This is a genomic window from Curtobacterium sp. APC 4022 (assembly GCF_030407555.1).
Classification (GTDB): Bacteria; Actinomycetota; Actinomycetes; order Actinomycetales; family Microbacteriaceae; genus Curtobacterium.
Map to the genome: position 1 here is coordinate 83,681 of NZ_JASDDD010000006.1, position 26,093 is coordinate 109,773.

The following is a 26,093-nucleotide window of genomic DNA, read 5'->3' on the forward strand; positions in this document are numbered from 1 at the left end:
AGCCGGCGCGCTCGACGCAGGCGGACGGCACCCTGGTGCAGGAGGTCGACGGCACGGTCACCGGGCGCGGTCCGGGGTCCGTGCCGCGTACCCGACGCGGCTCTGCTGGACGTGCGCTGCCATGCGCGCGACCGCCGTCTCGACGTCCCCGGCGTCGATCGCGGACAGGATCTGTCGGTGCTCGGGCCAGAGCCGCTTGCCGCGCGAGAAGGTGTCCATCGCGTACAGCCACTCGATCTTCCGCGAGAGCTGGCGGAGCAGCGTGGCGAGCGTGGTGCTGCCGGAGAGCTCGGCGACCAGGAAGTGGAAGCGGTCGTTGAGGTCGACGAGCTGCCCGAGGTCGTCGTGCTCCACCGCTCGGTCCCCGGTGTCGAGGACCACGCCGAGCTCCCGGCGCACCCGCCACCAGTCCGCCGGTGGGGTGTCGCCGTCGAACAGTGTCCTGGCACGGGTCGCGGCACGCCTGGCGGTGGCGACCTCGAGCGACTCACGCACCGCGAACAGGTCGTCGGCCTCGTCGACGGGGATCGCCGCGATGCGCGAGCCCACGTTCGGTTGCGACACGACGAAGCCCTCGCCCTCGAGCCCGCGGAGCGCCTCGCGCACGGGCACCCGGGAGACGCCGTAGCGCTCCGCCAGGAACGCCTCAGTCACCCGGGTGCCGGGCAACAGGTCCCCCGCGACGATGTCGCGGCGGATCGCGTCGAGGACACCGGCTCCGTTCAGCACGGGGCCAAGCGTCCCACAACCGGCCGGGACGCTCGTCACACCGCGCTCTCCGCGAGGGACCGGCCCGGGATCGCGTCGAGCAGGTCCTTCGTGTACTGCTCCTGCGGGTCGTCGAACACCCGGGCGACCGAGCCCCGCTCGACGACCTGTCCGCGCCGCATCACCACGACGTCGTCCGCGATCCGCCGGACCACCCCGAGGTCGTGCGTGATGAACAGGTAGCTCAACCCGAGTCGGTCCTGCAGGTCGTCGAGCAGGGCGAGGATCTGCTCCTGCACGAGCACGTCGAGCGCGGAGACCGCCTCGTCGAGGATGAGCAGGTCCGGCTCGAGCGCGAGCGCCCGGGCGATCGCGACACGCTGACGCTGTCCGCCGGAGAGCTCGTTCGGCCGCAGCTGGGCGACGGCCCGGGGCAGGGCGACCTGGTCGAGCAGGGTCGCCACCCGCTCGGTGCGCGCGGCCCGGTCGCCGATGCCGAACACCCGGAGCGGTTCGTCGATCACCCGCTCGATGGTGGACGTCGGGTCGAGCGACCCGTACGGGTCCTGGAACACCGGCTGCACCCGTCGCCGGACGCCCCGTCGTTCCGCCCCGCGCGCGCTGCCGATCGAGAGCCCGTCGACCAGGGCGCTGCCGGACGTCGGCGCCTCGAGGCCGAGCACGATCCGGGCCACGGTCGTCTTGCCCGAGCCGGACTCCCCGACGACGGCGGTGGTCGTCCCACGGCGGACCGCGAACGACACCCCGTCCGCCGCCCGCAGCGTCCCCGCGCCTCGACCGCGGATCCGGTACTCCTTGACCAGGTCCGACACGACGAGGATCGGCTCACCGGTGACGATCGGCTCGGGCGGCAGTCCGGACAGTGCCGGTGCGGCCGCGATGAGCCGCTTCGTGTACTCGTGCTGCGGGTTCCGCAGGATGTCGTCGGGCGCGCCCTGCTCGACGACCTCGCCGTCGAGCATGACGACCACCCGGTCGGTCCGGTCGGCCGCGACCCCGAGGTCGTGCGTGACGAACAGCAGCGTCGTGCCGTGCTGGTCGACGAGCGTCTGCAGGTGGTCGAGGATCTGCCGCTGCACGGTCACGTCGAGTGCGCTCGTCGGCTCGTCCGCGATGAGCAGCTCCGGCTGGCGGGCCAACGCGATCGCGATGAGGATGCGCTGCCGCATGCCGCCGGAGAACTCGTGGGGGAACTGGTCCGCGCGCCGGCTCGCCTCCGGGATGCCGGCTTCGGTCATCAGGGCGACCACCCGCTGGCGGATCGTGGCCCGCCCGCGCATCCCGCCGGCGCGCAGCGTGTCCGCGATCTGCGCCCCGACGCGCATCGAGGGGTTGAGGTTGGTCGACGGGTCCTGCGGGACGAGCCCGATCCGGCCGCCGCGGACGCGCCGCATCGCGGACTCGTCGGCCCCGGTCACGTCGAGGTCGCCGAGCCGGATCGATCCACCCGTGACGTGTCCGGCGCCCGGCAGCAGCCGCAGCACCGCCGCGATGAGCGTCGACTTGCCCGAGCCGGACTGGCCGACGATCGCGACGCGCTCGCCGCGGCGGACGTCGAGGTCGACCCCGTGCAGCACCTCGGTACTGCCGAACGCGACCCGCAGGTCACGCACGGAGAGCAGGGGCTCGCCGGGGGCGGCCGGGAGGCTCGGCCCGCGTCCGTCGGTCGTCGTCCGGTCGGTCATGGGTGCGTCAGCGTCCTGTGGCATGTCCCTGGGCTCCTCTCGGGTTGGCGGCGGCGCCGAGGACGCCGGTGGCGGGGTCCCGCGTCACGCAGGACAGACGGCCGAGCGACCAGTCACCGGCGCGGGTGACGACGTGGCCGAGGGCCTCGAGGCCGGTGATGACGTCGTCGCCGAGGCGGTCCTCGACCACCAGGCCACCGGGCGTCCAGGTCCGGGGCCAGAACGAGCCCGGGAAGGACGTGGTGTGCAGCGCGGGAGCGTCGATGGCCTGCTGGGGGGTGTACCCGCCGACGATCGTCCGGAGCAGGAACAGCAGCTGCCACTGGTCCTGCTGGTCACCGCCGGGGGAGCCGAGCGCCATGACGGGTGCGCCGTCGCGGAGCACCAGGGTCGGCGTGAGGGTCGTCCGCGGGCGCTGGCCGGGGCGCAGCGTCGACGCGGTGCCGTCCTCGAGCCAGACCATCTGCAGGCGGGTGCCGAGGCAGAACCCGAGCTCCGGGACCGTCGGCGAGGACTGCAGCCAGCCGCCGGACGGGGTGGCGCTGACGATGTTGCCCCAGTGGTCGACGACGTCGATGTGGACCGTGTCGCCCCGGGTCTCGCCGGTCGCCATCACGATCGGCTCGCCGCGGTCCTCGGTCAGGGCGTCGTCCTCGGCGGGGGCCGCGACCGCGTTCCCACGGGCACCGGGCACGGTCGGTTCGCCGACACCGGCGACGGGTTCACCCCTCGGCGTGTACGTCTCGCGGAGTGGCGGGAGCGCCCCGGCGGCGACGGACACCGACCCCGGACGGAGCTCGTGCGAGGCGCGCTCGCCGATGAGGGTGCGGCGCTCGTCGGAGTACGCGTCGGAGAGCAGTTCGGCCATCGGGACGTCGCCGTCGCCGTAGTACGCCTCGCGGTCGGCGAGGGCGAGCTTCTGCGCCTCGACGATCGTGTGCGCACCGGCGACGGTGGACGGGTCGAGCAGGGCGTCGTCGAGCGGGTCGAGCAGTCGCAGCGTCTGGAGCAGCGCCGGCCCCTGTCCCCACGGCCCGGTCTTCGCGATCGTGCAGCCGCGGAATTCGGCCGTCGTCGCCGGTTCGTACGAGGCCCGGAACGCGGCGAGGTCCTCGGCCCGGATGACCCCGGCGTGGTCGGTGCCCGAGGCGTGGCGGTGCGGGGTCCGCACGAAGCGGTCGATCGCCTCGGCGACGAACCCGGTGGCCCAGGCGTCCCGGGCGGCGTCGATCCGGGCGACGCGGCCCTCCGCTGCGGCCCCGTCGTGACCGGACCCGGCGTCGACGAGCCGCTCGAGCACGGAAGCCCACGTCTCGTTCCGGACGACGTCCCCGGCGACCGGCAACGAGCCTCCCGGCATCCACCGGTCGGCGGAGGACGGCCAGTGGTCGCGGAACAGGCTCTCCACCGTCGCGATCGTCGCGGCCACTCGCGGCGCGATCGGGTGCCCGTCACGGGCGTAGCCGACGGCCGGCGCGAGGACGTCGGCGAGTTCCCACGTGCCGTGGTCGCGGAGCAGCAGGAGCCAGGCGTCGACGGCGCCCGGGACGGCCGCGGCGAGTGCCCCGGCGCCGGGGACGAGGTCGAGGCCCTCGGCGCGGAAGTGCTCCGGCGTCGCGCCGGCCGGAGCCGGACCCTGCCCCATGAGGACCCGGGGCGTCGGGTCGTCCGCGGTGGCGAAGATCCCGGTCATGTCGCCACCGGGGCCGTTCAGGTGCGGTTCCACGACGTGCAGGACGAACGCGCCGGCGACGGCGGCGTCGAAGGCGTTGCCGCCGCGCTCCAGGACGGACTGCGCGGTGGCGGTCGCGATCCAGTGCGTGGACGCGGCCATGCCGAACGTGCCCAGCAGGTCCGGCCGGGTGGTCTCGGCACTCGGTTCGACGAAGGCGGGGTTGGTGCTCACGGTGTCACTTCCGGTCGGAGGCGGTGGGGTCGAGGGCGTCGCGCAGGGCGTCCCCGAACAGGTTGAAGCCGAGGCAGATGACGGCGATGGCGATGCCGGGGACGACCGCGGCCCACGGCGCCTGGCCGAGGTACTGCTGGGCGTCCGAGAGCATGATGCCGAGGCTCGGCGTGGGCGGCTGGATGCCGAGCCCGAGGAAGGACAGCAGCGCCTCGCCGATCACGGCGACCGGCATGATCACCGTCGCCTGCACGATGATCGCCGACACGCAGTTCGGCAGCACGTGCTGGGCGATGATGCGGGCGCCACCGGCGTCGAGGGTCTTCGCGCTCGTGACGAAGTCGGCGCTCGTGATGCGGAGCGTCTCACCGCGGACGATGCGGATCATCGCCGGGACGTGCGAGACGCCGATCGCGATGACCGCGTTCGACAGGCTCGGGCCGCTGATGGCGGCGAGGCCGACCGCGATGATGAGGAACGGGAACGCGAGGGCCACGTCGGTCAGGCGGGAGATGACCGCGTCGAGCCACTTCCAGTACCCGGCGAGCAGGCCGAGCGGCGTGCCGATGACGACGGACACCAGGACGGACAGCGCGCCGACGATCAGCGAGACCTGCACGCCGTAGAGCGTGCGGGACAGGATGTCGCGCCCCAGGTCGTCGGTGCCCAGGCCGAACCCGACCGTGAACGGCACCTGGAACGGCAGGTCGAAGTGCGTCTCGGTGGGGTCGTGCGGGGCGACGAGCGGTGCGGTGAGCGCCGCGAGGACGACGACCGCGAGCATGACGCCCCCGGTCATGCCGAGGCGGTTCGATCGGACCTGCCGCCAGACACGGCCGCGGCTGGAGCCGAGGTCGAACGCGGCGGCTTCGGTCGGGGTGAGCGTGGTCACTTGGTCCCTCCCACGCGGATCTTCGGGTTGATGACGGAGTAGAGCACGTCGACGGCGAAGTTGATGAGCACGTAGCCGAGCGTGATGACGAGGACGACGGCCTGGATCACCGGGTAGTCCCGGGTGAACACCGAGTCGAGTGTGAGCTTGCCGAACCCGGGCAGGGCGAAGATGCGCTCGGTGACGACGGCGCCCGAGATGAGCCCGCCGAGCTGCAGCCCGACGATGGTGACGACCACGATCATCGAGTTCCGCAGGCCGTACCGGAACAGCACCCGGCCGCGGGAGAGCCCCTTGGCCCGGGCGGTCCGGACGAAGTCGGTCTTCATCGTCTCGATCATCGACGCCCGGGTCTGCCGCATGATCACGGCTGCCAGGGACGTGCCGAGGATCACGGCCGGGAGCGTCAGGTGGTACAGCGCGTTCAGCGGGTTCGTCGTCATCGGGACGTAGCCCGAGGCGGGGAACCACCCGAGGCCGGCCGCGAGCCACACGATCGCCAGGATCCCGAGCCAGAAGTTCGGCACCGACAGCCCGACGAGCGCCGCGGCGTTCGCCATCCACTCGGGCCAGCGGCCGCGGTACCGCTCGGCCAGGGTGCCGAGGGCGACGCCGACCAGCACCGCGATGACGATCGCGTACAGCGCCAGCCACAGCGTGACCGGGAGCGTCGCGCCGAGGAGTTCGGTGACGGGGGTGCCGGTGCGGGTCGAGCGGCCGAGGTCGCCCTGCAGCGCGTTGACGACGAACCGCCAGTACTGCACGACGATCGAGTCGTCGAGGCCGAGCGAGGCCCGGACCGCGGCGAGGCGGGCGGGGCTCGCTTCCTCACCGGCGAGTGCGAGCGCCGGGTCGCCCGGCAGCTGCCGAACGCCGACGAACACCACGATGGACGCGAGCACGAGGGTCAGCGCCGCCTGCCACAGGCGGGTCGTCACGTAGCGGATCACTTGTCGGTCCCTTCCACGAACGCGGCCTGGCTGAGCCGGACCACGCCGTCGGCGTACGTCGAGACGCCCGCGACGTCGTTCCGGAGCCCGGTGATGCTCCGGGTCCGGTAGAGGTAGATGATCGGGTCGTCGCGCTGCACCAGCTCGGTCATCTGCCCGTACAGGTCGGCACGCTCCTGCTCGTCGGTCGCCTGCGCGGCGCGGTCGATCAGGTCGTCGACCTCGGGGTTGCTGTAGCCGGCGTAGTTGTTGCCGCCGCCGGTCGCCAGGAACCCGCCGATGTTGCCGTGCGGGTCCACGCGGCCCGACCAACCGAGCTGCAGCGCCTGGAAGTCGCCACGGGTCTGGTCGTCGAGCAGCGTCGTGTACTCCACCGGGGTGATCGTGATCGCGAAGCCACCGGCACGGGCCTGCGCCTGCAGGGCCTGGGCGAACCGGACCGTGTCGGGGGTGTTCGTCACCTCCATCTCGATCGGGAACGGCTGCTGCACGCCGGCCTTCCGCAGGATCTCCTTCGCGGCGTCCGGGTCGTACGCGGGGCACGCCTTGCTGGCGTCGCTCGCGAAGATGCTCGTGTCCGGCACCGGGGAGCAGGCGACGTCCGCCCAGCCGTGGAACACGCTCTGCACGAGCTCGGCGCGGTTGATCGACATCGACAGCGCTCGCCGCACGTCCGCACGCTTCGCCAGCGGGGTGTCGATCTGCCGCGGGTCCGTGCCGACGCCGTCCTGGTTGCCGATGTTCACCGTGATGCCCTGGTACCCGAGCGACCCGGTGCGCAGGACGGTCAGGTCCTTCCGCTTCCGCAGGTCGTCGACGTCCTGGGTGGAGATCGTGTCCGCCACCTGCACGTCCCCGGACTTCAGGTTCGCCGCGCGGATGCTGGCGTCGGTGATGATCCGGTAGGTGATCGTGTCGAAGTGGGCGCTCGCCGTGTCGTAGTACTCCGGGTCGCGCTCCACCTGGATCGAGGTCTGCGGCACCCGCTTGACGAACTTGTACGGGCCGACGCACACCGGGGCGTCCCCGAACCCGTCGCCTTCCTCCTGCAGCGCGGTCGGTGACATCACCATGCCCGCGCGGTCGGCGAGCGCCGCCGTGATCGGTGCGAACGGGGTGTCGTAGTGCAGCTGGACGGTGTGGTCGTCCACCGCGGTGACGTCCGACACCGGCCCCATCTCGCTCTTCCGGCTGGAGTCGGCCTTGGTGAGGTTCCGCTCGAGCGTCGTGACCACGGCCGCCGCGTCGAACGGGGTGCCGTCGGCGAACCGGACGCCGGTCTTGACGGGGAACGTGACCGTCTTCCCGCCGTCGGACACCGTCGGCAGCGCCGTCGCGAGCATCGGGACGATCGCGCCCTCGTCGTCGATGTCGTACAGCTTCTGGCACATCGTCTCCATGACGTACCGGGTGTACAGCGACGACGAGGTCGTGGGGTCGAGACGGTCCGGCTCCGCGGAGAGGGCCATCACGAGGTCGCCGCCCTCGCGGACCTGGCGGTCGCCGATCGGTGCGGTGGTGACGGTGCCGGCGGTCGTGCCGCCGGCCTTCGAGCGTTGGACGGGCACGCACGCGGTCAGGGCGAGCGTGGCGGCGATGACGACCGCTGGCAGGGCGAGGAGCGTGCGGCGGCGACGGGGACTGATCGGGGACATGGGGGTTCCTGATGCGGTGTGTGGCGTGGCGTTCCTCGTGGGATCGCGCTCAGGAGCGGGGTTGATTGCATACAATCACGGATGAGGGCCCCCGTTTGTGCACAATCTGTTTCGATCGTGTAAAACCATCGCCCCCGCGACGGCCGCGTCGAACACGTCGCCGACTGAGCACGCATGTGCGCGTCGTGTCCCCGGAACGCCGGGAGCACACGGACCCGCGTCGCGCAACGCCCCCGGACCGGGGGATACCCCAGGCGCGCCCGGCCTGCGACCCTTGACCGTCGAGCTGTACAGGGACCGCTCGACACAGGACACGCACCGCGCTGGCGCTCGGCCGCCCGCGGTGGGCCTCACCACGAGCAGGGACGACCACCACATGATCAGGGCACGAGCACGCTTCGCCGCGGCCGTCACCGCCGTCGCGATCGCGGCCGCGGGACTCGTCGCGGTCGCCGCACCGGCACACGCAGCGACCACCTACACCGGCTCCGCACCGGCGGGCACCTGGCTGCGCGCCGGCGACCAGGTGACCTCCCCGAACGGGCAGTTCCGCCTGGTGATGCAGGGCGACGGCAACCTCGTCGAGTACGGCATCGGCAACGTGGTGCTCTGGGCGTCGAACACCCCGAACCAGTACGGGGCCGCCACGGTCGTCCAGAAGGAGGGGCCGCTGTCGATCATCAAGGACGGCAAGCTGGTGGCGCAGTGGGGCCCGAAGAGCTCCCCGACGAAGGCCCTGACCGTCAGCGGTGACGGCAGCCTGCGCCTGCTCGACACCGCCGGCAAGACCACATGGAAGCTCGACACGTTCCAGAACCGGGTCCCCGCCGGCACGACGATCCTGCCCGGCACCGTCCTGCGATCCGGGTCCGGCCGGCAGCAGACGTTCACGATGCAGGCCGACGGCAACCTCGTGCAGTACGTCGGGACCGCTGCCGCGTGGTCGTCCAAGACCTTCCGGCACCCCGGCGCGACCGCCGCGGTGCAGGCCGACGGCAACCTGGTGGTCTACCCGAAGGGCGGCGGCAAGGCGCTCTGGGCGTCGAACACGTCCCGCAAGGGCGGCGGAGCACTGCTGGTGCAGCTCGACGGCAACGTCGTCCTCTACGGCAAGGCGGACACCCGGTCCTGGTCGACGAAGAAGGTCACCGGACTGCAGTGGCCGGTCGCCGGCACCACGATCACCGGGCGCTACGGCGACGACCGCGGCGCGGGACACGTGCCGCGCTACCACCAGGGCACGGACTCGCCGGTGAAGGTCGGCACGCCGGTCTACGCCTCCGGTGCCGGTCGCGTGACGACGGTGGTGCGCAACAACGCCAGCTACGGCAACTACGTCATCGTGACGTACGGCCTGACCACGGTGCTGACGGCGCACATGAGCTCGATCGCCGTGACCAAGGACCAGGTCGTCTCGCTGGGCACGCAGCTCGGCAAGTCCGGCAACACCGGGCAGTCGACCGGCCCGCACGTCCACGTCGAGACGCGTGTGAACGGGACGCTCAAGGACCCGCTGACGATCCTCGCGTTCCGCTGACGCCGGCACGCCGAGCCCCGGCCGTAGGGTGGTGGGGATGTCACGCCCCACCGCCGAGGACGTCCTCGTCGCGTTCGCGAGAACGCCCGGGGACGTCGGTGCCGCACGCCGCGTCGCCCGCCGCTTCGCGGACCTGGACCCGGGGGAGCGGTCGGCACTGCTCTGGAGCGAGGACCCCGGCGGCCGGCTCGTCGCCGTCGTGCTGCTCCTGCAGGCGGCCCGCGAACGCCAGGCCGCACGCCGGGCTCCGGATCCCGACCTGACCGACGAGTACCTGTCCGCACTCCGGGCCGAGCGGATCGACGACCCGGCGCTGGTCGACCTGGCAGCCGAGGACCTGGTCGGCGCCCCGCTGCTCGGCGGCTCGACCGGGCCGCTGTTCGCGCTCGCGAAGTCCGACGTGGCGCTCGTCCGTCGGGCCGCGGCGGTGGCGACCCTGGCGTTCGCGAAGCAGGGCGACGCCGAGGTCCCGCTCGCCGTCGTCGGTCGGCTGGTCCGGGAGCGCGGCGACCTCGTGCAGTCCGCCCTCGGCTGGGTGCTGCGCGAGACCGGCAAGCGGGCGTCCGAGGCCGAGCTGATCGGGTTCCTGGAACGCCAGGGCCGGTTCCTCAGTCGTGCGGCGCTGGAGACCGCGACCGAGCACCTGCCACCGGCGGAACGGGACCGATTGCGCGGCTGACCAGTCGTGGATCCCGGTCGCGCCGAACACAGCGCACCGGTCTCCGACAGGATGGTCGGAACACGACAGGAGCTCATCGGTGCACTCTCACGGCGGCATGCTCGGGACCTTCACCCTCATCGCCCTCACCGTGGCGGGCGCGGTGTACATCGTCGGCGCGGCCGGACAGCGGCGACGCGGTCACGCCGCCTGGCCCCTGGCCCGCACGGTCGCCTGGATCGCCGGACTGCTCGCCATCGCCGCGGTCCTGGTCGGTCCACTCGGCCACGCCGGAGGCCACGACCTCACCACGCACGTCCTCGGGCACGTCGTCATCGGCATGGTCGCCCCGGTGCTGCTGGTGCTCGGCTCGCCGGTGACGCTCGCCCGCCGCACGCTCGAGCCCGTCCCGCTGCAGCGCCTCGGTCGGCTGGCCGGCAACCCGCTCACCCGGGCACTCGCGTTCCCGGTGGTCGCCGCCGTCCTCGTCGTCGGCGGCTCCTGGCTGCTCTACACCGGCACCACCGCATCCGACTCGACCCGCGACCCGGCGCTGCACTCGGTCGTGATGATCGGGTTCCTGCTCGCCGGGCTGCTCCTGACCGCGGGCGTGGTCGGCGTCTCGGCCGGCATCCGCCGCACCCCGCGCTGGCTGCGCGTGACCGTCGTCGTGCTGTCGACCGCGGTCCTCTGCGTCGAGGCCGCGCTGATGGGAGCCGCCGGTGTGCCCGGGATCCCGGCCGACCAGGTGCCGTCGGCCTCGGCCGCCCTGTGGATCGGCGCGGTCCTGTACGCGGTCGCGCTCGGCGTCGTCATCGCCGGCGAACGAGCCCGCGACGCGCGGACCGCACACGACGAGCGGGTGGCCGCAGACGTCCGGGAGGCCCGCCCCGCGCCCGCCGCACCCGTCGCCTCCGACGCGGCGAGCTGAGCGCACCCCGAGGCGTCTGCTCCGTCGACGCGTCCGCTCCTTCGGCGTGTCCGGCGCGTTCGCTGCCTTCCCGCAGCGCTGAGCGACCCACGCTGGGAAGCCCGCACGAGGCGGAGGCGTACCGATGGGACGACGCGTGCCGGGCCTCCCGTCCGGCCGCGACCGCGACGAGAGGAGCGCACGCATGCGCGCACTGACCTGGCAGGGCACCGAGAAGGTGTCCGTCGAGACCGTTCCCGACCCGACCATCCAGGAGCCCACGGACGCGATCGTCCGGATCACCTCCACGGCGATCTGCGGCTCCGACCTGCACCTGTACCGCGTCCTCGGCCCGTACATCGACAAGGGCGACGTCCTGGGCCACGAGCCGATGGGCATCGTCGAGGAGGTCGGCTCGGCCGTCACGAACCTCAAGGTCGGCGACCGTGTCGTCGTCCCCTTCAACATCTCCTGCGGCCACTGCTACATGTGCAAGCGCGGGCTGCAGTCCCAGTGCGAGACCACCCAGGTGACCGCGTACGGCAGCGGCGCCGCACTGTTCGGCTACACGAAGATGTACGGCCAGGTCCCCGGCGGCCAGGCCGAGTACCTCCGCGTGCCGCACGCCGACTACGGCCCCATCAAGGTGCCCGACACCGGCGCCGACGACCAGTGGCTGTTCATGAGCGACATCCTGCCGACCGCCTGGCAGGCCGTGCAGTACGCGGACGTGCCCGAGGGTGGGACGCTCGCGGTCCTCGGCCTCGGCCCGGTCGGGCAGTTCGCCGCCCGCATCGGCAAGCACCTCGGCTACCGCGTGCTCGCCGTCGAGCCGGAGCAGGTCCGTCGTGACCTCGCGGCGAAGTACGACATCGAGACGTTCGACCTGTCGAAGGACCTCGTCGCGGAGCTCGTCGACCTGACCGACGGCCGCGGCCCCGACGCCGTCGTCGACGGGGTCGGCATGGAGGCGCACGGCAACCCCGTCGCCGGGTTCGCCCAGCGTGCCGCCGGTCTGCTGCCCGACAAGCTCGCGCAGAAGGCCATCGAGACCGCCGGTGTCGACCGGCTCGACGCCGTGCACACCGCGATCGACCTGGTCCGCCGCGGTGGCACCGTCTCGCTGAGCGGCGTCTACGGCGGCATGGCCGACCCGATGCCGATGATGACCATGTTCGACAAGCAGATCACCATCCGCGAGGGCCAGTGCAACGTGAAGCGCTGGATCGACGACATCATGCCGCTCGTCGAGGACCCGTCCGACCCGCTCGGCACCCTCGACCTGACGACCCACCGGGTGTCGCTCGAGGACGCCCCGCACATGTACGAGGTCTTCCAGAAGAAGGAGGACGACTGCATCAAGGTCGTCCTCGACCCGGCACTCGCCGCCTCCTCCGCAGCATGACCCGCATCGTCGTCGTCGGCGCCACCGGGAACGTCGGGACCGCGCTGCTCCGTCGCTTCCGGGACGCCGGCGCCGACGTGGTCGGTGTCGCCCGCCGCCAGCCCGACCTGCGCGCCCAGCCGTACGACAGTGCGCTCTGGCACACGGTCGACGTCGGTGCCCCGGACGCCATCGACCGGCTGACCGCCGTGTTCCGCGGAGCCGACGCCGTCGTGCACCTGGCGTGGGCGCTGCAGCCGACGCACGACATCCCGGCGCAGCACCGCACCGACGTCCGCGGCACCGCGAACGTCCTGGCCGCCGTCGCCGCCGCGGGCGTGCCGCAGGTCGTCGTCGCGTCCTCGGTCGGCACCTACCGCGGGGTCGACGCCGACGGCAAGCGCACTCCGGTGGACGAGTCCTGGCCGACCGACGGCATCCCGACCGCCACCTACTCGATCCACAAGGCCGAGAACGAGCGGGCGATGGACGTCTTCGAGCGCGAGCACCCGGACGTCGTCGTCACCCGACTGCGCCCCGGGCTGGTCTTCCAGCGCGATGCCGCCGCCGAGATCCGGGGGCTGTTCCTCGGACACCTGGTGCCGATGCGGATCGTGCGATGGATCCGCTGGGCCGTCCTGCCGCTGCCGTACCCGTTCGTGTTCCAGGCCGTGCACGCCGACGACCTGGCCGACGCCTACTGGCGGGCGATCGACCGGAAGGCCGCGGGCGCGTTCAACATCGCCGCTGCCCCCGTGCTCACGCCACCGCGGATGGCGCGTGTGTTCGGGATGCTCGGCGCGGTCCGCGTGCCGCTCGGCCTGGTGCGCGGCCTCGTCACGCTCACGTGGCGGCTGCGCCTGCAGCCGACCGACGCCGGCTGGGTGGACATCGCCGCCGGGGTGCCGATCATGCGCACCGACCGGGCGCGCGAGGTGCTCGGGTGGGAGGCCCGGCACAGTGCCGAGGACGCCTTCCGTGACCTCGTGGCCGGGTTCGCCGACGAGCACGGCGTGCCCGCGTCGCCGCCGCTGCGCGGCTGAGGTCGCCCGGCCGGGTCCGCTGAAGAGCGGACTGGCGTCGCCCTCTGCGGCGGGTGAGGATACGAGTCAGTTGCAGTACGCAACTGTCTTGTGCTTCACCGACAGAGGAGTCGACATGCAGAAGTCCATCGCGGCCGCCGCCGTGGCCACCGTCATCGCCGCCGGCCTGTTCGCCGCCGCCCCCGCCTCGGCGCTCACCGCGTCGACCCGTGTGGTCGGCGGCGAGAAGGCCCCGGCGACGGCGTCGATCGTCCAGCTCCAGGCGACGGGCGGCACGATCCCCGCCGGCTACGCCAGCTCGTGCACCGGCGAGCAGATCTCCGCGTCCTGGGTCCTCACCGCCCGGCACTGCATCGACGGCATCGGGGCGATGAACGTCTACCACTCGAACTCGACGGTGAATCGCGGCACCCCGGTCGCCGTCGACCGGATCAGCGCCGCCCCCACCGGTGACGTCGCCCTGGTGCACCTGCGCACCGCGTACGCGCTGTCCTCGTACACGCCGCTGGACCTGGCCGCGACCGCGAAGTCGAGCGGCACCGGCACCATCCAAGGCTACGGCCTCCGCGCGAACGCCGTGCAGTCCGACGGGCTGTACCAGGCGTCCGTGTCCCTGACCGGGGCGAGCACCGACGCGTTCGGCGGTCGGGCGCAGCACGTGACCGGTGTCTCGGGCGCCTCGAACCACGGAGACTCCGGCGGGCCGCTCATCGTCAACGGCAAGGTCGTCGGCGTGTGCTCCACCGGTGACAGCGCCGACCCGGGGGCGAACACCCGTGCCGGGTCGAACTACGCGCTGCTCGCACAGGCGTCCTCGTGGATCCGGAGCACGGCGGGCATCTGAGCGGAGCAACGGGCGTCACGGTCGTCGACCGTGGCGCCCGTTCTGCTGTCCGGCGGCGGGGTCAGTCCGGGGCGTCCGCCGGTGCAGGGCCGGCCGTCGCGGCCTGCTCGAACAGGCCGGTCGCCAGGTCGTTGAGGACCGCGTGCAGGTCCCCGCGGTGGCCGGAGTCGACGGCGCGGAGCATGGCGGCGTAGCGCTCCCGGTAGTCCGCGACCACGGCCTCGCCCGCCGAACTGAGGCGCAGGAGCGACCCTCGTCGGTCGGACGGGTTCGGTGTGCGCTCGAGGAGTCCCGCCGTCGAGAGTCGGTCGACCATGTTCGTCACCGCGCCGGAGGTCAGGCCGAGGAACCCGGCGACCTCGGTGGGGGTGGAGTAGCCGGTGTCGCTGATGAGCACGAGCGCGCGGAGGCCGCTCTCGTGCACGCCGGCGCGGGCGCTGAGCTGCCCCACCAGGCTCGCGTTGGCGCGCACGACGGCGTCGAACGCGGCCATCAGGTCCGTCGCGTCCTTCTCGTCTCGCGTGCTCACCAGTCGTTCTCCAGATCTCTCTCGTTGCGGGAGGTTACCGGTCCGAGGCGTGCCTGCCGGACGTGGATGCGCCTCCAGTCCGTCGTGTCCCCCGCTCTGGGGGCCACACGGCGGTTCCATCTTGTTGAACCGGTGACTATCTTAATCATTGAGCAATCGGCCAGACGGAGATTGCGAACCAGACCCCCACGAACATCGAGGTACCCCGTGTCCAACCAGCTCCGCACCTCCCCGCTGAAGCGCATCCGTTTCGCACCCGTGGCGCTCCTCGCGGGCATCTTCGCCGCCGTGCTCCTCTCCCTCTCGCTCACCGGCACCCTCTCCGGGTTCGCCGCGAGCATCACCAACAGCAGCAACACCGCTGCCAGCGGCACGCTGATCATGCAGGAGCAGAACGCCAACGCGTCGGTCACCTGCCTCAGCACCGACGGTGGCTCGGTCTCGACCAACGCCGCGACCTGCTCCACCATCAACAAGTTCGGTGGCAGCACGACGATGACCCCGGGCAACACGGTGAACACCCCGATCACCATCAAGAACACCGGCACCGCAGCCGCCAGCACCTTCACCCTGACCCCGGGCGCCGCCTGCACGCAGAGCGCGAACGGCACGTCGAACGGCACCGCGACCGACCTGTGCGCGAAGATGAACCTCGTCGTCACCTCCGGCTCCACCACCGTCTTCTCCGGCACCCTCGCCAGCTTCAAGGGCGGCGCCGCGATCACCCTGCCGACCGCTCCCGCCGCCGGTGCGAGCGTCCCCTTCAACTTCGCGGTCACGCTCGACTCCTCGGCCGGCAACACCTACCAGGGCCTCGCCGCCTCGGTGCCGATGACCTGGACCTTCACCGCCTGATCCGCAGCACCCCAGACCGGCGACGCTCGACCGACCCCCCTACGGTCGAGCGTCGCCATTCACCGTGACCACGACCGACCAGGACGGAGCAACACATGAGCCTCACCTCGGCCATCCCGCTCAGCGGGACCCTCCCGCGGTCGCTCCTCGGCGGTCGTGCGATCAGCCGCTCCGAGACCGTCCTCGCCTGGTCGGTCGCCACGATCGCGGCACTGTTCCTCACCGCCGCCGTCCTCTTCCTCACCAACGGCGGCCGCTGGTTCGTCGTCGAGACCCCGTCGATGGGCGAAGCCGCACCCGTCGGCACGCTCGTGCTCGACATGCCGGTGCAGGCGTCGTCCCTCCGGATCGGCGACATCGTGTCCTACCAGACGCCCGCGAACCCCGACGTCACCTACACGCACCGCATCGTCGCGATCGACCCCGACGGCGGCATCCACGCCCGCGGTGACGTGAACGGTGCCGAGGACCCGTGGACGCTCACCCAGGAGAACCTGGTCGGCGCCCCGGTCCTGCTCGTCCCGCACCTGGGCTGGCTCTTCCGGGCGGCTCCGATCCTCCTGATCGGCACGCTCCTGATCTGGGCACTGACCAGCGCCTTCACCGACCGGATCACCCGTGGCAGCCTGCGCATCGCGGGCAGCGCGCTCACCGTGGCGTACGCCGCGTTCCTGCTCAAGCCGTTCGTCAACGTCACCACGATCTCGAACACGTCCGCGAAGGGCACCGTCGAGGCGACCGTGGTCTCCTCCGGCATGTTCCCCGTCCGCATCGACGCGGTCGGTGGCAACACCGTGCACCTGGTCGACGGCGAGGTCGGGCGGGTCACCATCCACGAGCTCTCCCACCACGGGCAGTACCAGCTGATGTCGAACATCGACCTGGACCCGATGGGCTGGGCCGCGCTCATCGCCGCCTGCCTGCTGCCGCTGCTGTTCTGCCTGGCGATCGGCCGCGTCGAGGCGGTGCGTGCCGCGTGAACCTGCACCGACTCCGTGACGGCAAGGTCGTCGCCGTCCTGCTCGTCGTCGCACTCGCCGTCGTCATCGTGCTCAACCAGTTCGCGCCGACCCGGTCCGCGTTCAGCGCGAAGGTGACCAACGGCTCGAATAGCGCCGGCACCGCCAGCTACTTCACCTGCGCGAGCGCCGTCGACGTGGACAACGCCAACGCACTGTTCACCTACCAGCTCACCGAGGCCAGCAACGCGAAGACCGCCGTCGACGACTCCGGCAAGGCCGCGAACGGCACCTACCAGGGGTCGATGATCACGGCGACGACCACCCCCAAGGCCTGCCCCCGCGACACCGGTGGCGCCTACGTGCTGGACGGGTCGTCGAGCTTCGTCTCCACGCCGACGATGTACCGCAACCCGACCACCTTCAGCGAGGAGGTCTGGTTCCGGACCACGGTCGCCGGCGGCCTGCTCATCGGGTTCGGCAGCAACCAGGTCTCCGTCTCGGGGCAGCACGACCGCCAGGTGTACCTCAACACCAGCGGGCAGCTCGTCTTCGGCACGTACAACAACACCACGCAGGTCGTCACGTCGCCCAAGGCGTACAGCGACGGAGCCTGGCACCACGTCGTCGCGACGATGTCCCCCTCGACGGGCATGCGGCTCTACGCCGACGGGGCCTTGGTCGCGTCGAACACCGCCTTCACCACCCCGGAGAACGCGGCCGGGTACTTCCGGGTCGGCTACGACACGATCACCGGGTGGCCGGGCGCGGGCAACTACTACTACGCCGGCTCGATGCGGTTCGCCGCCGTGTACAGCTCGGTGCTCTCCGCGACACAGGTCGCGAACCACTACAACGCCGGGCGCTGAGGCGGGCCGCGGTCTTCCGCCAGGCCGTGGCGGTTCTCCGTAGATCGGCTGGCATGTCCGTGGTGACCTGCCTGGTCCGGGCGAAGATCGCTGTGGCGTCCGGTACGAGGCCGGGTGCCGAGGGGAGAGCCGTGGTGTCGTTGCGCGCAGAAGTGAAGAACGCCGCGTTCGTGCGGTCGATCAAGCTCCGGGGGTACCGCCGGATCGGCGGGCAGGGATGGGGGAAGCCGGTCGGGTCGATCACGCGCACCCTGGGGTGGACGCGGAGCGGGTTCAACGAGTACATCCAATGGGGACTGGTCAACGAGCACGTGTCGTCGATCATCTGGGAACCGGGGTACGGCAGCAGTGTCGCGTGGTCGTTCATGAGCGGAGTCCTGCGGGACAGCGGTGCGGGTCCGGGCCGGATCCTCTCAGCGATCCTCGGCGACGAACTCGGCGAGATGGACCTCGCGGAGCTGTCGAACGGCATCGGGAACGCGCTCTCAAGCGCCGATGACCTCATGGCACGCTTCGACTCGCTGGAAGCAGTGCGGGACGTCCTGCTGGCGCACGACGACGACGACTTCACCGTTCCTTGGGGCCATCCGGGCGGTCCTGTGCAACGTGTGTTCTACGCGGCAGCCTGCGAGGTCGTCGCGAGTGAGCGACCGGATGAGGAACTCGTCCGGTCGTCGATCGCGACCCTCCGGGGCCGCGGCTACCCGGAGGCATCAGGGCGCGCGAAGCGCCTCGAAACCGCGTTCCTGCGGAAGGTCGGCCAGAGCGCCTCGGTGCTCGACGGATAGGCGTTCCACACGCCGGCGACCGAGCGAATCCCACCACCAGATCGGCACCTCGTCGGTGCCGCGCGCCAGACTGGGGGCATGGCACGGAAGACCGGCGTCACGGCGCCCCGCATCACGCTCACCGAACCGACGGACCTGGAGGACTGGACGCCCGGCCCCGGCGACGTCCTGACCGGCGACCGCATCGAGGGCAAGCGCATCGGCGTCCTCGACCTGTCCGGTGAGCGGCTGCCCGACCTGGAGGTCGAGGAGTGCGTCATCGAGACCCTCCGCGCCGGCGACGCCGAACTCCGTGGCTTCCGGATCCGTGACAGCGTCGTCGAGGTGCTCGATGCCCCCGTGCTCCGCGCCGTCAGCGGTGCCTGGCGGGAGGTCCGGATCGCCGGGGGTCGGATCGGCTCGGCCGAACTGCACGACAGCTCGCTCGCCAGCGTCGAGTTCGTCGGCCTGAAGCTCGGGTTCGTCAACCTCCGCGCCTCGACGCTCACCGACGTCGTGTTCCGCGACTGCGTCATCGACGAGATCGACATCGCGGACGCCCGACTGCTACGGGTGTCGTTCCCGGGCAGCACCGTCCGGGAGTTCGCGGGCACGAACACCCGCATCGAGGACGTCGACCTGCGCGGCGCCGACCTCGACCGACTCGAGCGGCTGGACGGTCTGCGCGGTGCGACGATCGGCGGCGAGCAGCTCTTCACGCTCGCCCCGTTGCTGGCCGCCCAGGCCGGCTACCGGGTCGAGTGACCGACGCGCTCGCGCCCACCGACCTGCTCGGGCAGTGGGTGCTCGACCGGACCGTGCACGACCGGCTGGCCGACCTGCGCGGCACCGTCACCGGCACGACCGAGCTCACGACGGTCGACGATGACACCGTGTGCTGGCACGAGGCCGGCACGATGGTCCTCGGCGACCGCACGACCCCGGTGTGGCGGACACTGACGGTCCGGCGGGGCCAAGCAGACCCGGACGGTCGGTGGCTGGTCTGCTTCGCCGACGGCCGCCCGTTCCACGACTGGGTATGGGGCACGCAGGTCGAGCATGCCTGCGCCCCCGACGACTACACCGGTCTGCTCGCCGGGACACCCGAGCGGTGGACGGTCCGCTGGCACGCGCGGGGCCCGGCGAAGGACCTGCTCCTCGCGAGCACGCTCACGCCGACGGGGTGACGGCCGGTCGGGACGCGATCGCGCGGTGCCCGGTCGAAGGTGCATACTGGTGTCGTCATCCGACCCGGCAGTGGGGCTTGCCGGACCCAACCTCGACGTCCGTCGACAACAGTCCCTATCTCAGCTGGTCGCGTTCCGACGCGCCTGAGGTAGGGAGAGCCATGTCCGAACCCGTGGGGATCGACCCCGACATCGACGATGCGTCCACGTCCACGTCCACGCCCGCGACACCGCGGCCTGTGCACCTGCGGTGGCGGTACCTGGGCCTCGTGGCGGTCGGCGGTGCGATCGGCACCGCCGCGCGTGAAGCGATCAGCACGGCGTTCCCGGCGCAGCACGGGGTGTCGTGGGCGATCTTCTGGATCAACGTCTCCGGTGCGCTCCTGCTGGGGCTGCTGCTCGAGCACCTCGCCCGTCGAGGAGCTGATGCGGGCCGCCGCCGGACCATGCGACTCCTGCTCGGCACCGGAGTCCTCGGCGGCTTCACCACGTACAGCACCCTCGCGACGAGCACCGCGGTCCTGTTCCGCGACTGCCGCGGGCTCGACGGGACCGGGTACGCGCTGCTGACGGTGCTCACCGGTGCCGTCGCGACCGGTGTCGGCATCGCCGTCGCGGGCCGGATCCGGTCGAATGGAGCGCGGGCATGAGCGCGGTGGTCTTCCTCGGCGTCGCGGCCGCCGGCGGACTCGGTGCGGCGCTGCGCTTCCTCCTGGACGGGGCGGTCAACCGGGGTCGGGAGTTCCGGATCCCGGTCGGGACGCTGACGATCAACGTCACCGGTTCGTTCCTCCTGGGCGTCGTCACCGGCGCCGCCGGGCACCTCGGTGTCGTGTCGGTCGCGGTCCTCGGCACCGGGCTCCTGGGCGGCTACACGACGTTCAGCACCGCCAGCTTCGAGACCGTCCGCCTGGCCCGCAGCGGCCGCACCACGGCCGCCGCCGTCAACGGGCTCGGGATGCTCGTGGTGTCGGTGGCCGCTGCTGCCGCGGGTGTCGCGATCGGCACCCTCACCTGACCGGGACGGGCGCATCGACGGCCTCCGCTGCGCGCCCCCGGACCGCGGACGCGACGTCCGCCTGCAGCAGGTCGCCGTGCACCGCGGCCCCGCTCCGCGACCCGCAGCGGCCGCGGCCGCGGCGACCACGGTGTGCACCGCGTTCGCCGCGTTGCCCGCCGCGGACACGCCGAGCACGTCGGCCCACCCGACCGCGTCGACCGCCAGCACTCGGCCGATCACCGTGCCGTCGACTTCCTGGTGCCACCGGCGTCAGCCCGAGTCCGGCGGCACACCCGACCCGGGCCTCGACCCGGCTCGCAGGGTCCAGGAGCGCGCCGCCGTCGGAGCGCACGCGGACGACCGAGGCTCAGCTGAGGCGCGACGTCTGCTGCAGGATCGAGCCCAGCACCTCGCGGGGCTGAGGCCGTGATCGGTTCTCGTCGGCGATAGCTGCGGCGCGCTCGGCAAAGCGCGGGTCGCGCAGCACATCGTCCACCGCCTGCCGGGTGTCATCGAGGGACGCGATGGTGACTCCGGCGCCCGCCCGGACGACCTGTTCGGCAATGTGTGGCTGGTCGGCGCCCTGGGGCCACAGCACGAGCGGAACACCCCGCGAGAGCGAGGCGAGCACCGTACCCGCGCCGCCCGCGCTGACCGTGAGGTCGACGCCCTCGAGCAGTCGGCCGATCGGCTCGAACTCGGCCCACTGCACCGACCCGGTCGTTTCGTCGCCGGCCGTCGTCTCGCCGAGCGCGAGCCCACGGGTGATGACCGTGTCGATCCCGTCGAGCGACGAGGCGAGTCGCTCGAGCGATGCGGCGTCGGAGAAGATCGTGCCGAAGGTGGCGAGCACCTTCGGCTGCGCCTCGCTGGCGTCGGCTGTGCGACCGGCATCGGCCACATCGACCACGTCGCCGCCCGAACGCCCGACGTGCGCGGTGAACGCGATCTCGTGGACGGGGGCATCGGTCCAAGCGGCATCGCCCGAATCCGTGAGGGACGACGGCCAGGCGAGCAAAGTCGCCTGCGGGGCGACCGGCGCAGTCTCGTACGACTCGTACCGCGAGGCCGCCGACGCGTCGATCGCCTCGGTCCACGACTGCGGCGGGTGCACCGACATCGCGTAGCGGTACCACGGGACGTCCAAGATCGCCGCGATCAGCGGGCCCACGGTGTTGTACTGGTCGGCCACGACGACGTCGGGCTGCCATGCGCGGGCGAGCGGCAGAGCCTCGGGCAGCGACAGGTCGACCAGCACGCCACCGAACGTCTCGCCGATCCCCTCGATGCTCGGCTGCATCACGTCGCCGCCCGTGCGTTCCGCGGCGGTCGTGGCGAGCTCGAACGGCATGGGGCCGGCTGCGAGAAGGGTGACGCCCGCGGGGAGCTCCGACTCGACGAGCCCGCGAAGGCCCTCGCTTGCGATCAGCGCGACGTCGTGGCCGTCGTCGAGGGCGGCCTGCATCAGCGGGCCGAGGGGCAGAACATGCCCGTGAGCGGATACGGCGGTGAACAGGATCTTCGTCATGACTTCCTATCTGAATTGCGGTTACCGCAATTGTCTGGGGTCGATCTTGGCTCAGCCTCTTCGACCCGGTCGACTTCTGGCTGCGCCGGAGGGCGAGGCTGCGCTGCTGGCGCTGCGGGGCTGGCGCCGCAGCGCCGCAGCGCCGCCGCCGCCGGTGCCGGTGCCGGCGACGGCGACGGCCCTACTTGTCAGCGGGTCAGCCCCGGGCGACCTCGAGCGCGACCGAGGGCAGGAGCTCCATGCCCTTCGAGATCGAGGAGGCGTCGTTCTGCACGCCGCCGAACTCGATGGCCACGCGGTCGCCGCCGTCGTCCGGCGCGACGGCCACCTCGGTGACCCCGGCCGCCTTCAGGCGCTTCACGACCTCGGCGGCGAACGCCGGCGCCTCGGGGTTGCTCCGGTCGAGCTCCCACGGCGGTGCCGGCTCGAGCGGTGCGCAGAATGCCTCGGCCTGCTCGCCGACCGCGGTCTCGGCCGCCGTCGCGGGCCGCGTCAGCGACGACGATCCGGCGGTCTCCGTGGTCGTGGTGCCGGTCGTGGTCGCGGCGCTGGCCGCCGACTCCGTGCGGTCGGCGATGCACGTCAGGTACAGGTCGTTCGCCGGGTCCGCCGCAGCCACGTAGGCGAGCGACTCTCGCCCGGGGGTGCCGTACTCCTGGATCGCCGACGGCGTCGACGCGTCGACGGCTTTCGCGACCTCGTTCGCAGCTGCGTGGGTCGTCGTCGACGAGACCTCCGCGGAGGCGCGGGTCGCGTCCGCAGCAGGAGCCTCGGCAGCCTGGGCGGACAGCGAGAGACCCGCGACCGCGGCACCTCCGAGGACGAGTGCGCCGCCGACGACGGCGCTGATCTTGGTGAGGGACATGTCGGTCCTTTCGGTTGGGGAGATCCCAGCGTCGGGCAGGAGTGTGAAGGACCTGTGCGCTCGCCGTGCCCATTCGGTGAGAAGAGCCGTCGCAGGGAGATCACCGGGCTCACGGCCCCGTAGCGTGGCTCACGTGGCGCGGATAGTGGTGGCGGAGGACGACGAACTGCAGGGGGAGCTGCTCCGGCGCTACCTCGAACGCGAGGGGCACGAGGTCGAGGTGGTCGCCGACGGCGTCCGCGCGCTCGAGAGCGTGAAGGACGGCCGCGCCTCCTTGTTGGTGCTCGACGTGATGCTGCCGGGCCTCGACGGCCTGCAGGTCAGCACCCGCCTCCGTGAGGAGGGGTCGGAGCTGCCGATCCTGATGGTCACCGCCCGCGTGGCGGAGAACGACCTGCTGCTCGGCCTCGACCACGGCGCGGACGACTACCTGACGAAGCCGTACAGCCCGCGCGAGCTCCTCGCCCGGGTCCGGGCGCTGCTGCGGCGGAGCGCGCCCCGGCGCGTGGACGGCGTGCTCCGCGCCGGAGCGATCGCCCTCGATCCGGCGCGGCGCGAGACACGGAGCTCCGGTCGGCTCGTCGACCTCACGCGTGCCGAGTTCGACCTACTGCGGGCGCTGATGTCGGCAGCGGGGAGCGTGCTCAGCCGAGGGCAACTGCTGGTCGCCCTGCACGGTGACGGCCGCTTCATCACGGAGCGGACCATCGACGCCCACGTGAAGAACCTCAGGGCGAAGCTCGAGCTCGACCCGGAGGCACCCGGCGGCATCGAGACCGTCTACGGCGTCGGGTACCGCTTCTCCTCGACCGGGGAGACGGGCCCCCGTGCGTCGTAGTCTGCTCGTCCGCTTCCTCGCGATCGGCATCGTCATCGTGACCCTATCGATCGCGGGCACGACGTGGATCGTCTCGACGGCCGTCACCCGCCGGGACGCCGTCCAGATCGATCGGGACGCCCGCACCGACCAGGACATCGTGGCAGCGGTGCGGAGCTGGGCGGGCCGGGAGCAGAGCTGGGCCACGGTCGCGACCGAGCTCGACCGGCTCGGCGACCGGTTCCATCGGCGCCTCGTCCTCCTCGGTGTCGACGGGCAGACCATCGGCGACACCGACGCGTCGCGGCCTGTGCCCCAGCTGCCCGGCACGCCGGTCGACCCGCTCTCCGAGACCTTCGCGGACACGCTGAGCCCGATCAGCACGACGGTCGCGGGCGCGATGGTTCTCGATGAGTCGCAGGCACGGTCGTCCCGTGCCGCGGCGAATGCGGTGGCCGCCTGCGCGGGCCGAGCGCCGTCGTCGGTCACGCTCTGGCCGAACGGCCGTGCGGTCGTCGTGGGCTCCGTCCCGCCCAGCTGCGAGACCGCGTCCTACACGACGCCGCTCGGCCCGGAGCAGGCGGCCCTCGACCTGCTCACCGCGCGGACCAACGAGTGCCTGGCGGTCCAGTCGATCACCCCTGTCAGCGCCGTCGAGCTCGATCTGGTGTCGCCGGGTGCCGCGGAGGGCATCTCGCTCCGCGTCGTCGGAGGCGACGAAGCCGTCCCCCTGGAGACGCTGCAGCGGACGAGGAGCTGCGTCACGAGGGCCTGGACGACGATCAACGAGGACCTCGTCCCGCCCCGCGCCTACCTGGTCACCTCGCCGGTCGACGGCACCCGACCATCCCTGGACTCGCTCACCACCGATTCCCTCGCCCGGATAGCGGCCGTCGTCATCGGCCTCGTGGCGCTCAGCGGGGCCCTGGTGCTCGTCGCGAGCGGCCAGGCGGTCAGTCGCGTCCGTCGCCTGCAGCTGGTCACTGAACGGCTCACGGCAGGGCAGCACGCCGCTCGCGCACCGGAGTCAGGGCAGGACGAGATCTCACGACTGGGGAGCGCGGTCAACCAACTTGCAGACGGACTCGAGCAGGCGCGCCGACAGCGCGACCAGCTGACGGCTGACATCGCGCACGACCTCAGGACCCCCTTGACCAACATCCGTGGCTGGGCGGAGGCCTGGGACGACGGGGTGGTCTCCGACAAGGACGAGGTCGTCCGTGTGATCAGTCGTGAGACTCAGCACCTCGAGCGTCTCATCGACGACCTACGAACGGTCGCATCGTCCGACGCGGGGGAGCTGAAGCTGCAGCCCGAAGAGGTCGACCTCGCTGCGCTGCTGCGAGACACCGTCAACGCACAGTGGCGGCAGGTGCCGGTCGTCGAGTACCGAGGGCCCATCCGCTCGGTCGTCATCGCCGATCCCGTTCTGATGCGACAGGTCGTGGGAAACCTGATCGACAACGCCCTCGCGCACGCCCGTCCGAGCACGGTGACCGTCTCGCTCACCCTCGGAGACGGCTCGGTCCAGGTCGACGTGCAGGATGACGGCGCCGGCATCCTCGAGGACGACCTCCGCTCGGTGTTCGATCGCCTCTGGCGAGCGGATCGCTCACGAAAGCGCGACGGGCCCGGGCACGGCCTCGGCCTGACCATCGCGCGTCGGATCGTCGAGCTGCACGGCGGCACCATCGACGTCGCGAACGTCCGGCCGCATGGTGCACGCTTCACGTTCCGCATCCCGGTGACGCCGCCGGACCTGTCCACCTGGTCGCAGGCTCCGTCGGCACGGTCAGCATCCCTGGCACCCGATTGCACGGGAAGGCACGCCCCGCCGTCGTCTCCCTCCCCAGGCAGCTAGCGTCGCGGCAAGTGCTGTTGCCGGTGTGGCAAGATCGGCCGCATGAGATCCGGCCGGGAGGCACGCCCCACCGAACCGACGACGGCCGACGTCGTCGACGCGGTCGGCCCGCGCCTGCGGGCGCTCCGCACCCGACACGACGTCACCCTCGCGACACTCGCGGAGCGGACCGGCATCTCGGTCAGCACCCTGTCGCGGCTGGAGTCCGGGCAGCGGAAGCCCACCCTGGAACTGCTGCTGCCGCTGGCACGCGCGTACCAGGTGCCGCTCGACGACCTGGTCGGGGCACCGGCGACCGGGGACCCGCGGGTGCACCTCAAGCCGGAGCGACACGGCCGCCGCGTGGTGATCCCGCTGACGAAGCGGACCGGGGGAGTGCGGTCGTTCAAGCAGCTCATCGAACCGAACGACCACGGCTCGGACACGACGCTGAAGACGCACGAGGGCTACGAGTGGCTCTACGTGCTCTCGGGTCGGCTCCGACTGGCGCTCGGCGACGAGGTGTTCGACCTCGGCCCGGGTGAGGTCGCCGAGTTCGACACCCACACCCCGCACTGGGTCGGCAACGTCTCGGACCAGGTGACCGAGGTGCTCTGCCTGTACGGGCCGCAGGGGGAGCGGGCGCACGTGCGGTCGAAGCCAGCCTGAACGGCGCCCGCAGAA

The 26,093-nt window shown here is 72.0% G+C and carries 26 protein-coding genes; 17 read left to right on the forward strand and 9 right to left on the reverse strand.

The window, feature by feature from the left end; all coding sequences use genetic code 11:
• Positions 1-57: 57 nt before the first annotated feature.
• The 6 genes from QL987_RS03555 to QL987_RS03580 all read right to left on the reverse strand — a co-directional run bounded on the left by QL987_RS03555 (position 58) and on the right by QL987_RS03580 (position 7,817).
• Positions 58-729 carry a GntR family transcriptional regulator gene (locus QL987_RS03555; RefSeq protein WP_290156293.1) on the reverse strand — a complete coding sequence of 224 codons (672 nt, stop codon included), beginning with the start codon at positions 727-729 and terminating at the stop codon, positions 58-60.
• A 35-nt stretch (positions 730-764) separates the two neighbouring features.
• Positions 765-2,414, reverse strand: a complete 1,650-nt coding sequence (locus tag QL987_RS03560; protein ID WP_290156294.1) for an ABC transporter ATP-binding protein — start codon at positions 2,412-2,414, stop codon at positions 765-767.
• Between the two features lie 7 nt (positions 2,415-2,421).
• Positions 2,422-4,248 carry a gamma-glutamyltransferase gene (locus QL987_RS03565; protein ID WP_290156337.1) on the reverse strand — a complete coding sequence of 609 codons (1,827 nt, stop codon included), beginning with the start codon at positions 4,246-4,248 and terminating at the stop codon, positions 2,422-2,424.
• A gap of 76 nt (positions 4,249-4,324) precedes the next feature.
• Positions 4,325-5,212, reverse strand: coding sequence for an ABC transporter permease (locus QL987_RS03570; RefSeq protein ID WP_290156297.1), 888 nt, complete (start codon positions 5,210-5,212; stop codon positions 4,325-4,327).
• Positions 5,209-6,162 carry an ABC transporter permease gene (locus QL987_RS03575; RefSeq protein WP_290156299.1) on the reverse strand — a complete coding sequence of 318 codons (954 nt, stop codon included), beginning with the start codon at positions 6,160-6,162 and terminating at the stop codon, positions 5,209-5,211. The genes QL987_RS03570 and QL987_RS03575 overlap by 4 nt, the downstream gene beginning before the upstream one ends.
• Positions 6,159-7,817, reverse strand: a complete 1,659-nt coding sequence (locus QL987_RS03580; RefSeq protein WP_290156300.1) for an ABC transporter substrate-binding protein — start codon at positions 7,815-7,817, stop codon at positions 6,159-6,161. Before QL987_RS03580 ends, QL987_RS03575 begins: the two co-directional genes overlap by 4 nt.
• A 376-nt stretch (positions 7,818-8,193) precedes the next feature.
• Between QL987_RS03580 and QL987_RS03585 the strand changes: the two genes are divergently transcribed.
• The 6 genes from QL987_RS03585 (at position 8,194) to QL987_RS03610 (ending at position 14,193) form a co-directional block, all read left to right on the forward strand.
• Positions 8,194-9,354, forward strand: a complete 1,161-nt coding sequence (locus QL987_RS03585) for a peptidoglycan DD-metalloendopeptidase family protein (protein ID WP_111075146.1) — start codon at positions 8,194-8,196, stop codon at positions 9,352-9,354.
• A 37-nt stretch (positions 9,355-9,391) separates the two neighbouring features.
• Positions 9,392-10,033: a DNA alkylation repair protein gene (locus QL987_RS03590; protein ID WP_290156303.1), complete on the forward strand. Its 642-nt coding sequence runs from the start codon at positions 9,392-9,394 to the stop codon at positions 10,031-10,033.
• A gap of 79 nt (positions 10,034-10,112) precedes the next feature.
• Positions 10,113-10,943: a cytochrome c oxidase assembly protein gene (locus QL987_RS03595; RefSeq protein ID WP_290156304.1), complete on the forward strand. Its 831-nt coding sequence runs from the start codon at positions 10,113-10,115 to the stop codon at positions 10,941-10,943.
• Between the two features lie 184 nt (positions 10,944-11,127).
• Complete coding sequence (locus QL987_RS03600) at positions 11,128-12,327, forward strand: zinc-dependent alcohol dehydrogenase (RefSeq protein WP_111075278.1); 1,200 nt, start codon at positions 11,128-11,130, stop codon at positions 12,325-12,327.
• A complete protein-coding gene (locus QL987_RS03605; RefSeq protein ID WP_290156306.1) occupies positions 12,324-13,349 on the forward strand; it encodes an NAD-dependent epimerase/dehydratase family protein in 1,026 nt (341 codons plus the stop codon). The genes QL987_RS03600 and QL987_RS03605 overlap by 4 nt, the downstream gene beginning before the upstream one ends.
• Before the next feature lie 115 nt (positions 13,350-13,464).
• Positions 13,465-14,193, forward strand: coding sequence for a S1 family peptidase (locus tag QL987_RS03610; RefSeq protein ID WP_111075142.1), 729 nt, complete (start codon positions 13,465-13,467; stop codon positions 14,191-14,193).
• A 61-nt stretch (positions 14,194-14,254) separates the two neighbouring features.
• On the opposite strand, the gene QL987_RS03615 is transcribed toward QL987_RS03610, so the two are convergent.
• Positions 14,255-14,722 (reverse strand): MarR family transcriptional regulator, encoded by a 468-nt coding sequence (locus QL987_RS03615; RefSeq protein WP_284158303.1) that lies wholly within the window; start codon positions 14,720-14,722, stop codon positions 14,255-14,257.
• A 207-nt stretch (positions 14,723-14,929) separates the two neighbouring features.
• Between QL987_RS03615 and QL987_RS03620 the strand changes: the two genes are divergently transcribed.
• The 8 genes from QL987_RS03620 to QL987_RS03655 all read left to right on the forward strand — a co-directional run bounded on the left by QL987_RS03620 (position 14,930) and on the right by QL987_RS03655 (position 20,377).
• Positions 14,930-15,577: a hypothetical protein gene (locus QL987_RS03620; RefSeq protein WP_111075140.1), complete on the forward strand. Its 648-nt coding sequence runs from the start codon at positions 14,930-14,932 to the stop codon at positions 15,575-15,577.
• Positions 15,578-15,672: 95 nt separating this feature from the next.
• Positions 15,673-16,557 (forward strand): S26 family signal peptidase, encoded by an 885-nt coding sequence (locus tag QL987_RS03625; protein ID WP_290156307.1) that lies wholly within the window; start codon positions 15,673-15,675, stop codon positions 16,555-16,557.
• On the forward strand, positions 16,554-17,405 hold the full coding sequence (locus QL987_RS03630) for a LamG domain-containing protein (protein WP_290156308.1): 852 nt from the start codon (positions 16,554-16,556) through the stop codon (positions 17,403-17,405). The genes QL987_RS03625 and QL987_RS03630 overlap by 4 nt, the downstream gene beginning before the upstream one ends.
• Positions 17,406-17,536: 131 nt before the next feature.
• Positions 17,537-18,193, forward strand: a complete 657-nt coding sequence (locus tag QL987_RS03635; RefSeq protein WP_253466436.1) for a hypothetical protein — start codon at positions 17,537-17,539, stop codon at positions 18,191-18,193.
• A gap of 78 nt (positions 18,194-18,271) precedes the next feature.
• The gene (locus QL987_RS03640; protein WP_290156309.1) at positions 18,272-18,937 is read left to right on the forward strand and encodes a pentapeptide repeat-containing protein; all 666 of its coding nucleotides are present in this window, start codon (positions 18,272-18,274) and stop codon (positions 18,935-18,937) included.
• The gene (locus QL987_RS03645; RefSeq protein WP_290156310.1) at positions 18,934-19,359 is read left to right on the forward strand and encodes a DUF6314 family protein; all 426 of its coding nucleotides are present in this window, start codon (positions 18,934-18,936) and stop codon (positions 19,357-19,359) included. Before QL987_RS03640 ends, QL987_RS03645 begins: the two co-directional genes overlap by 4 nt.
• 161 nt (positions 19,360-19,520) lie before the next feature.
• The gene (locus QL987_RS03650) at positions 19,521-20,009 is read left to right on the forward strand and encodes a CrcB family protein (protein ID WP_290156311.1); all 489 of its coding nucleotides are present in this window, start codon (positions 19,521-19,523) and stop codon (positions 20,007-20,009) included.
• Positions 20,006-20,377 (forward strand): CrcB family protein, encoded by a 372-nt coding sequence (locus tag QL987_RS03655; RefSeq protein ID WP_290156312.1) that lies wholly within the window; start codon positions 20,006-20,008, stop codon positions 20,375-20,377. The genes QL987_RS03650 and QL987_RS03655 overlap by 4 nt, the downstream gene beginning before the upstream one ends.
• Positions 20,378-20,726: 349 nt before the next feature.
• Here the strand turns inward: QL987_RS03655 and QL987_RS03660 are convergent, their stop codons facing one another.
• Positions 20,727-21,887 carry a glycosyltransferase gene (locus tag QL987_RS03660; protein WP_290156313.1) on the reverse strand — a complete coding sequence of 387 codons (1,161 nt, stop codon included), beginning with the start codon at positions 21,885-21,887 and terminating at the stop codon, positions 20,727-20,729.
• 196 nt (positions 21,888-22,083) lie between these two features.
• Positions 22,084-22,752: a hypothetical protein gene (locus QL987_RS03665; protein ID WP_290156314.1), complete on the reverse strand. Its 669-nt coding sequence runs from the start codon at positions 22,750-22,752 to the stop codon at positions 22,084-22,086.
• Between the two features lie 133 nt (positions 22,753-22,885).
• Here QL987_RS03665 and QL987_RS03670 point away from each other — a divergent pair, with 133 nt between their 5' ends.
• From QL987_RS03670 to QL987_RS03680, 3 genes are read left to right on the forward strand one after another with little or no spacing between them, the layout of a single operon-like run.
• Positions 22,886-23,590, forward strand: coding sequence for a response regulator transcription factor (locus QL987_RS03670; RefSeq protein ID WP_290156315.1), 705 nt, complete (start codon positions 22,886-22,888; stop codon positions 23,588-23,590).
• Positions 23,580-25,430: a HAMP domain-containing sensor histidine kinase gene (locus tag QL987_RS03675; RefSeq protein ID WP_290156316.1), complete on the forward strand. Its 1,851-nt coding sequence runs from the start codon at positions 23,580-23,582 to the stop codon at positions 25,428-25,430. Before QL987_RS03670 ends, QL987_RS03675 begins: the two co-directional genes overlap by 11 nt.
• Before the next feature lie 42 nt (positions 25,431-25,472).
• Positions 25,473-26,078, forward strand: coding sequence for an XRE family transcriptional regulator (locus tag QL987_RS03680; protein ID WP_290156318.1), 606 nt, complete (start codon positions 25,473-25,475; stop codon positions 26,076-26,078).
• The last annotated feature ends 15 nt before the right edge of the window (positions 26,079-26,093 follow it).

Bases quoted from the DNA above. Each gene is read 5' to 3' on its own strand.
- QL987_RS03560 (WP_290156294.1), bottom strand. From the start codon at position 2,414: ATGACCGACCGGACGACGACCGACGGACGCGGGCCGAGCCTCCCGGCC.
- QL987_RS03565 (WP_290156337.1), bottom strand. From the start codon at position 4,248: ATGGCCGCGTCCACGCACTGGATCGCGACCGCCACCGCGCAGTCCGTC.
- QL987_RS03580 (WP_290156300.1), bottom strand. From the start codon at position 7,817: ATGTCCCCGATCAGTCCCCGTCGCCGCCGCACGCTCCTCGCCCTGCCA.
- QL987_RS03585 (WP_111075146.1), top strand. From the start codon at position 8,194: ATGATCAGGGCACGAGCACGCTTCGCCGCGGCCGTCACCGCCGTCGCG.
- QL987_RS03590 (WP_290156303.1), top strand. From the start codon at position 9,392: ATGTCACGCCCCACCGCCGAGGACGTCCTCGTCGCGTTCGCGAGAACG.
- QL987_RS03600 (WP_111075278.1), top strand. From the start codon at position 11,128: ATGCGCGCACTGACCTGGCAGGGCACCGAGAAGGTGTCCGTCGAGACC.
- QL987_RS03605 (WP_290156306.1), top strand. From the start codon at position 12,324: ATGACCCGCATCGTCGTCGTCGGCGCCACCGGGAACGTCGGGACCGCG.
- QL987_RS03610 (WP_111075142.1), top strand. From the start codon at position 13,465: ATGCAGAAGTCCATCGCGGCCGCCGCCGTGGCCACCGTCATCGCCGCC.
- QL987_RS03625 (WP_290156307.1), top strand. From the start codon at position 15,673: ATGAGCCTCACCTCGGCCATCCCGCTCAGCGGGACCCTCCCGCGGTCG.
- QL987_RS03640 (WP_290156309.1), top strand. From the start codon at position 18,272: ATGGCACGGAAGACCGGCGTCACGGCGCCCCGCATCACGCTCACCGAA.
- QL987_RS03650 (WP_290156311.1), top strand. From the start codon at position 19,521: ATGTCCGAACCCGTGGGGATCGACCCCGACATCGACGATGCGTCCACG.
- QL987_RS03655 (WP_290156312.1), top strand. From the start codon at position 20,006: ATGAGCGCGGTGGTCTTCCTCGGCGTCGCGGCCGCCGGCGGACTCGGT.
- QL987_RS03660 (WP_290156313.1), bottom strand. From the start codon at position 21,887: ATGACGAAGATCCTGTTCACCGCCGTATCCGCTCACGGGCATGTTCTG.
- QL987_RS03665 (WP_290156314.1), bottom strand. From the start codon at position 22,752: ATGTCCCTCACCAAGATCAGCGCCGTCGTCGGCGGCGCACTCGTCCTC.
- QL987_RS03680 (WP_290156318.1), top strand. From the start codon at position 25,473: ATGAGATCCGGCCGGGAGGCACGCCCCACCGAACCGACGACGGCCGAC.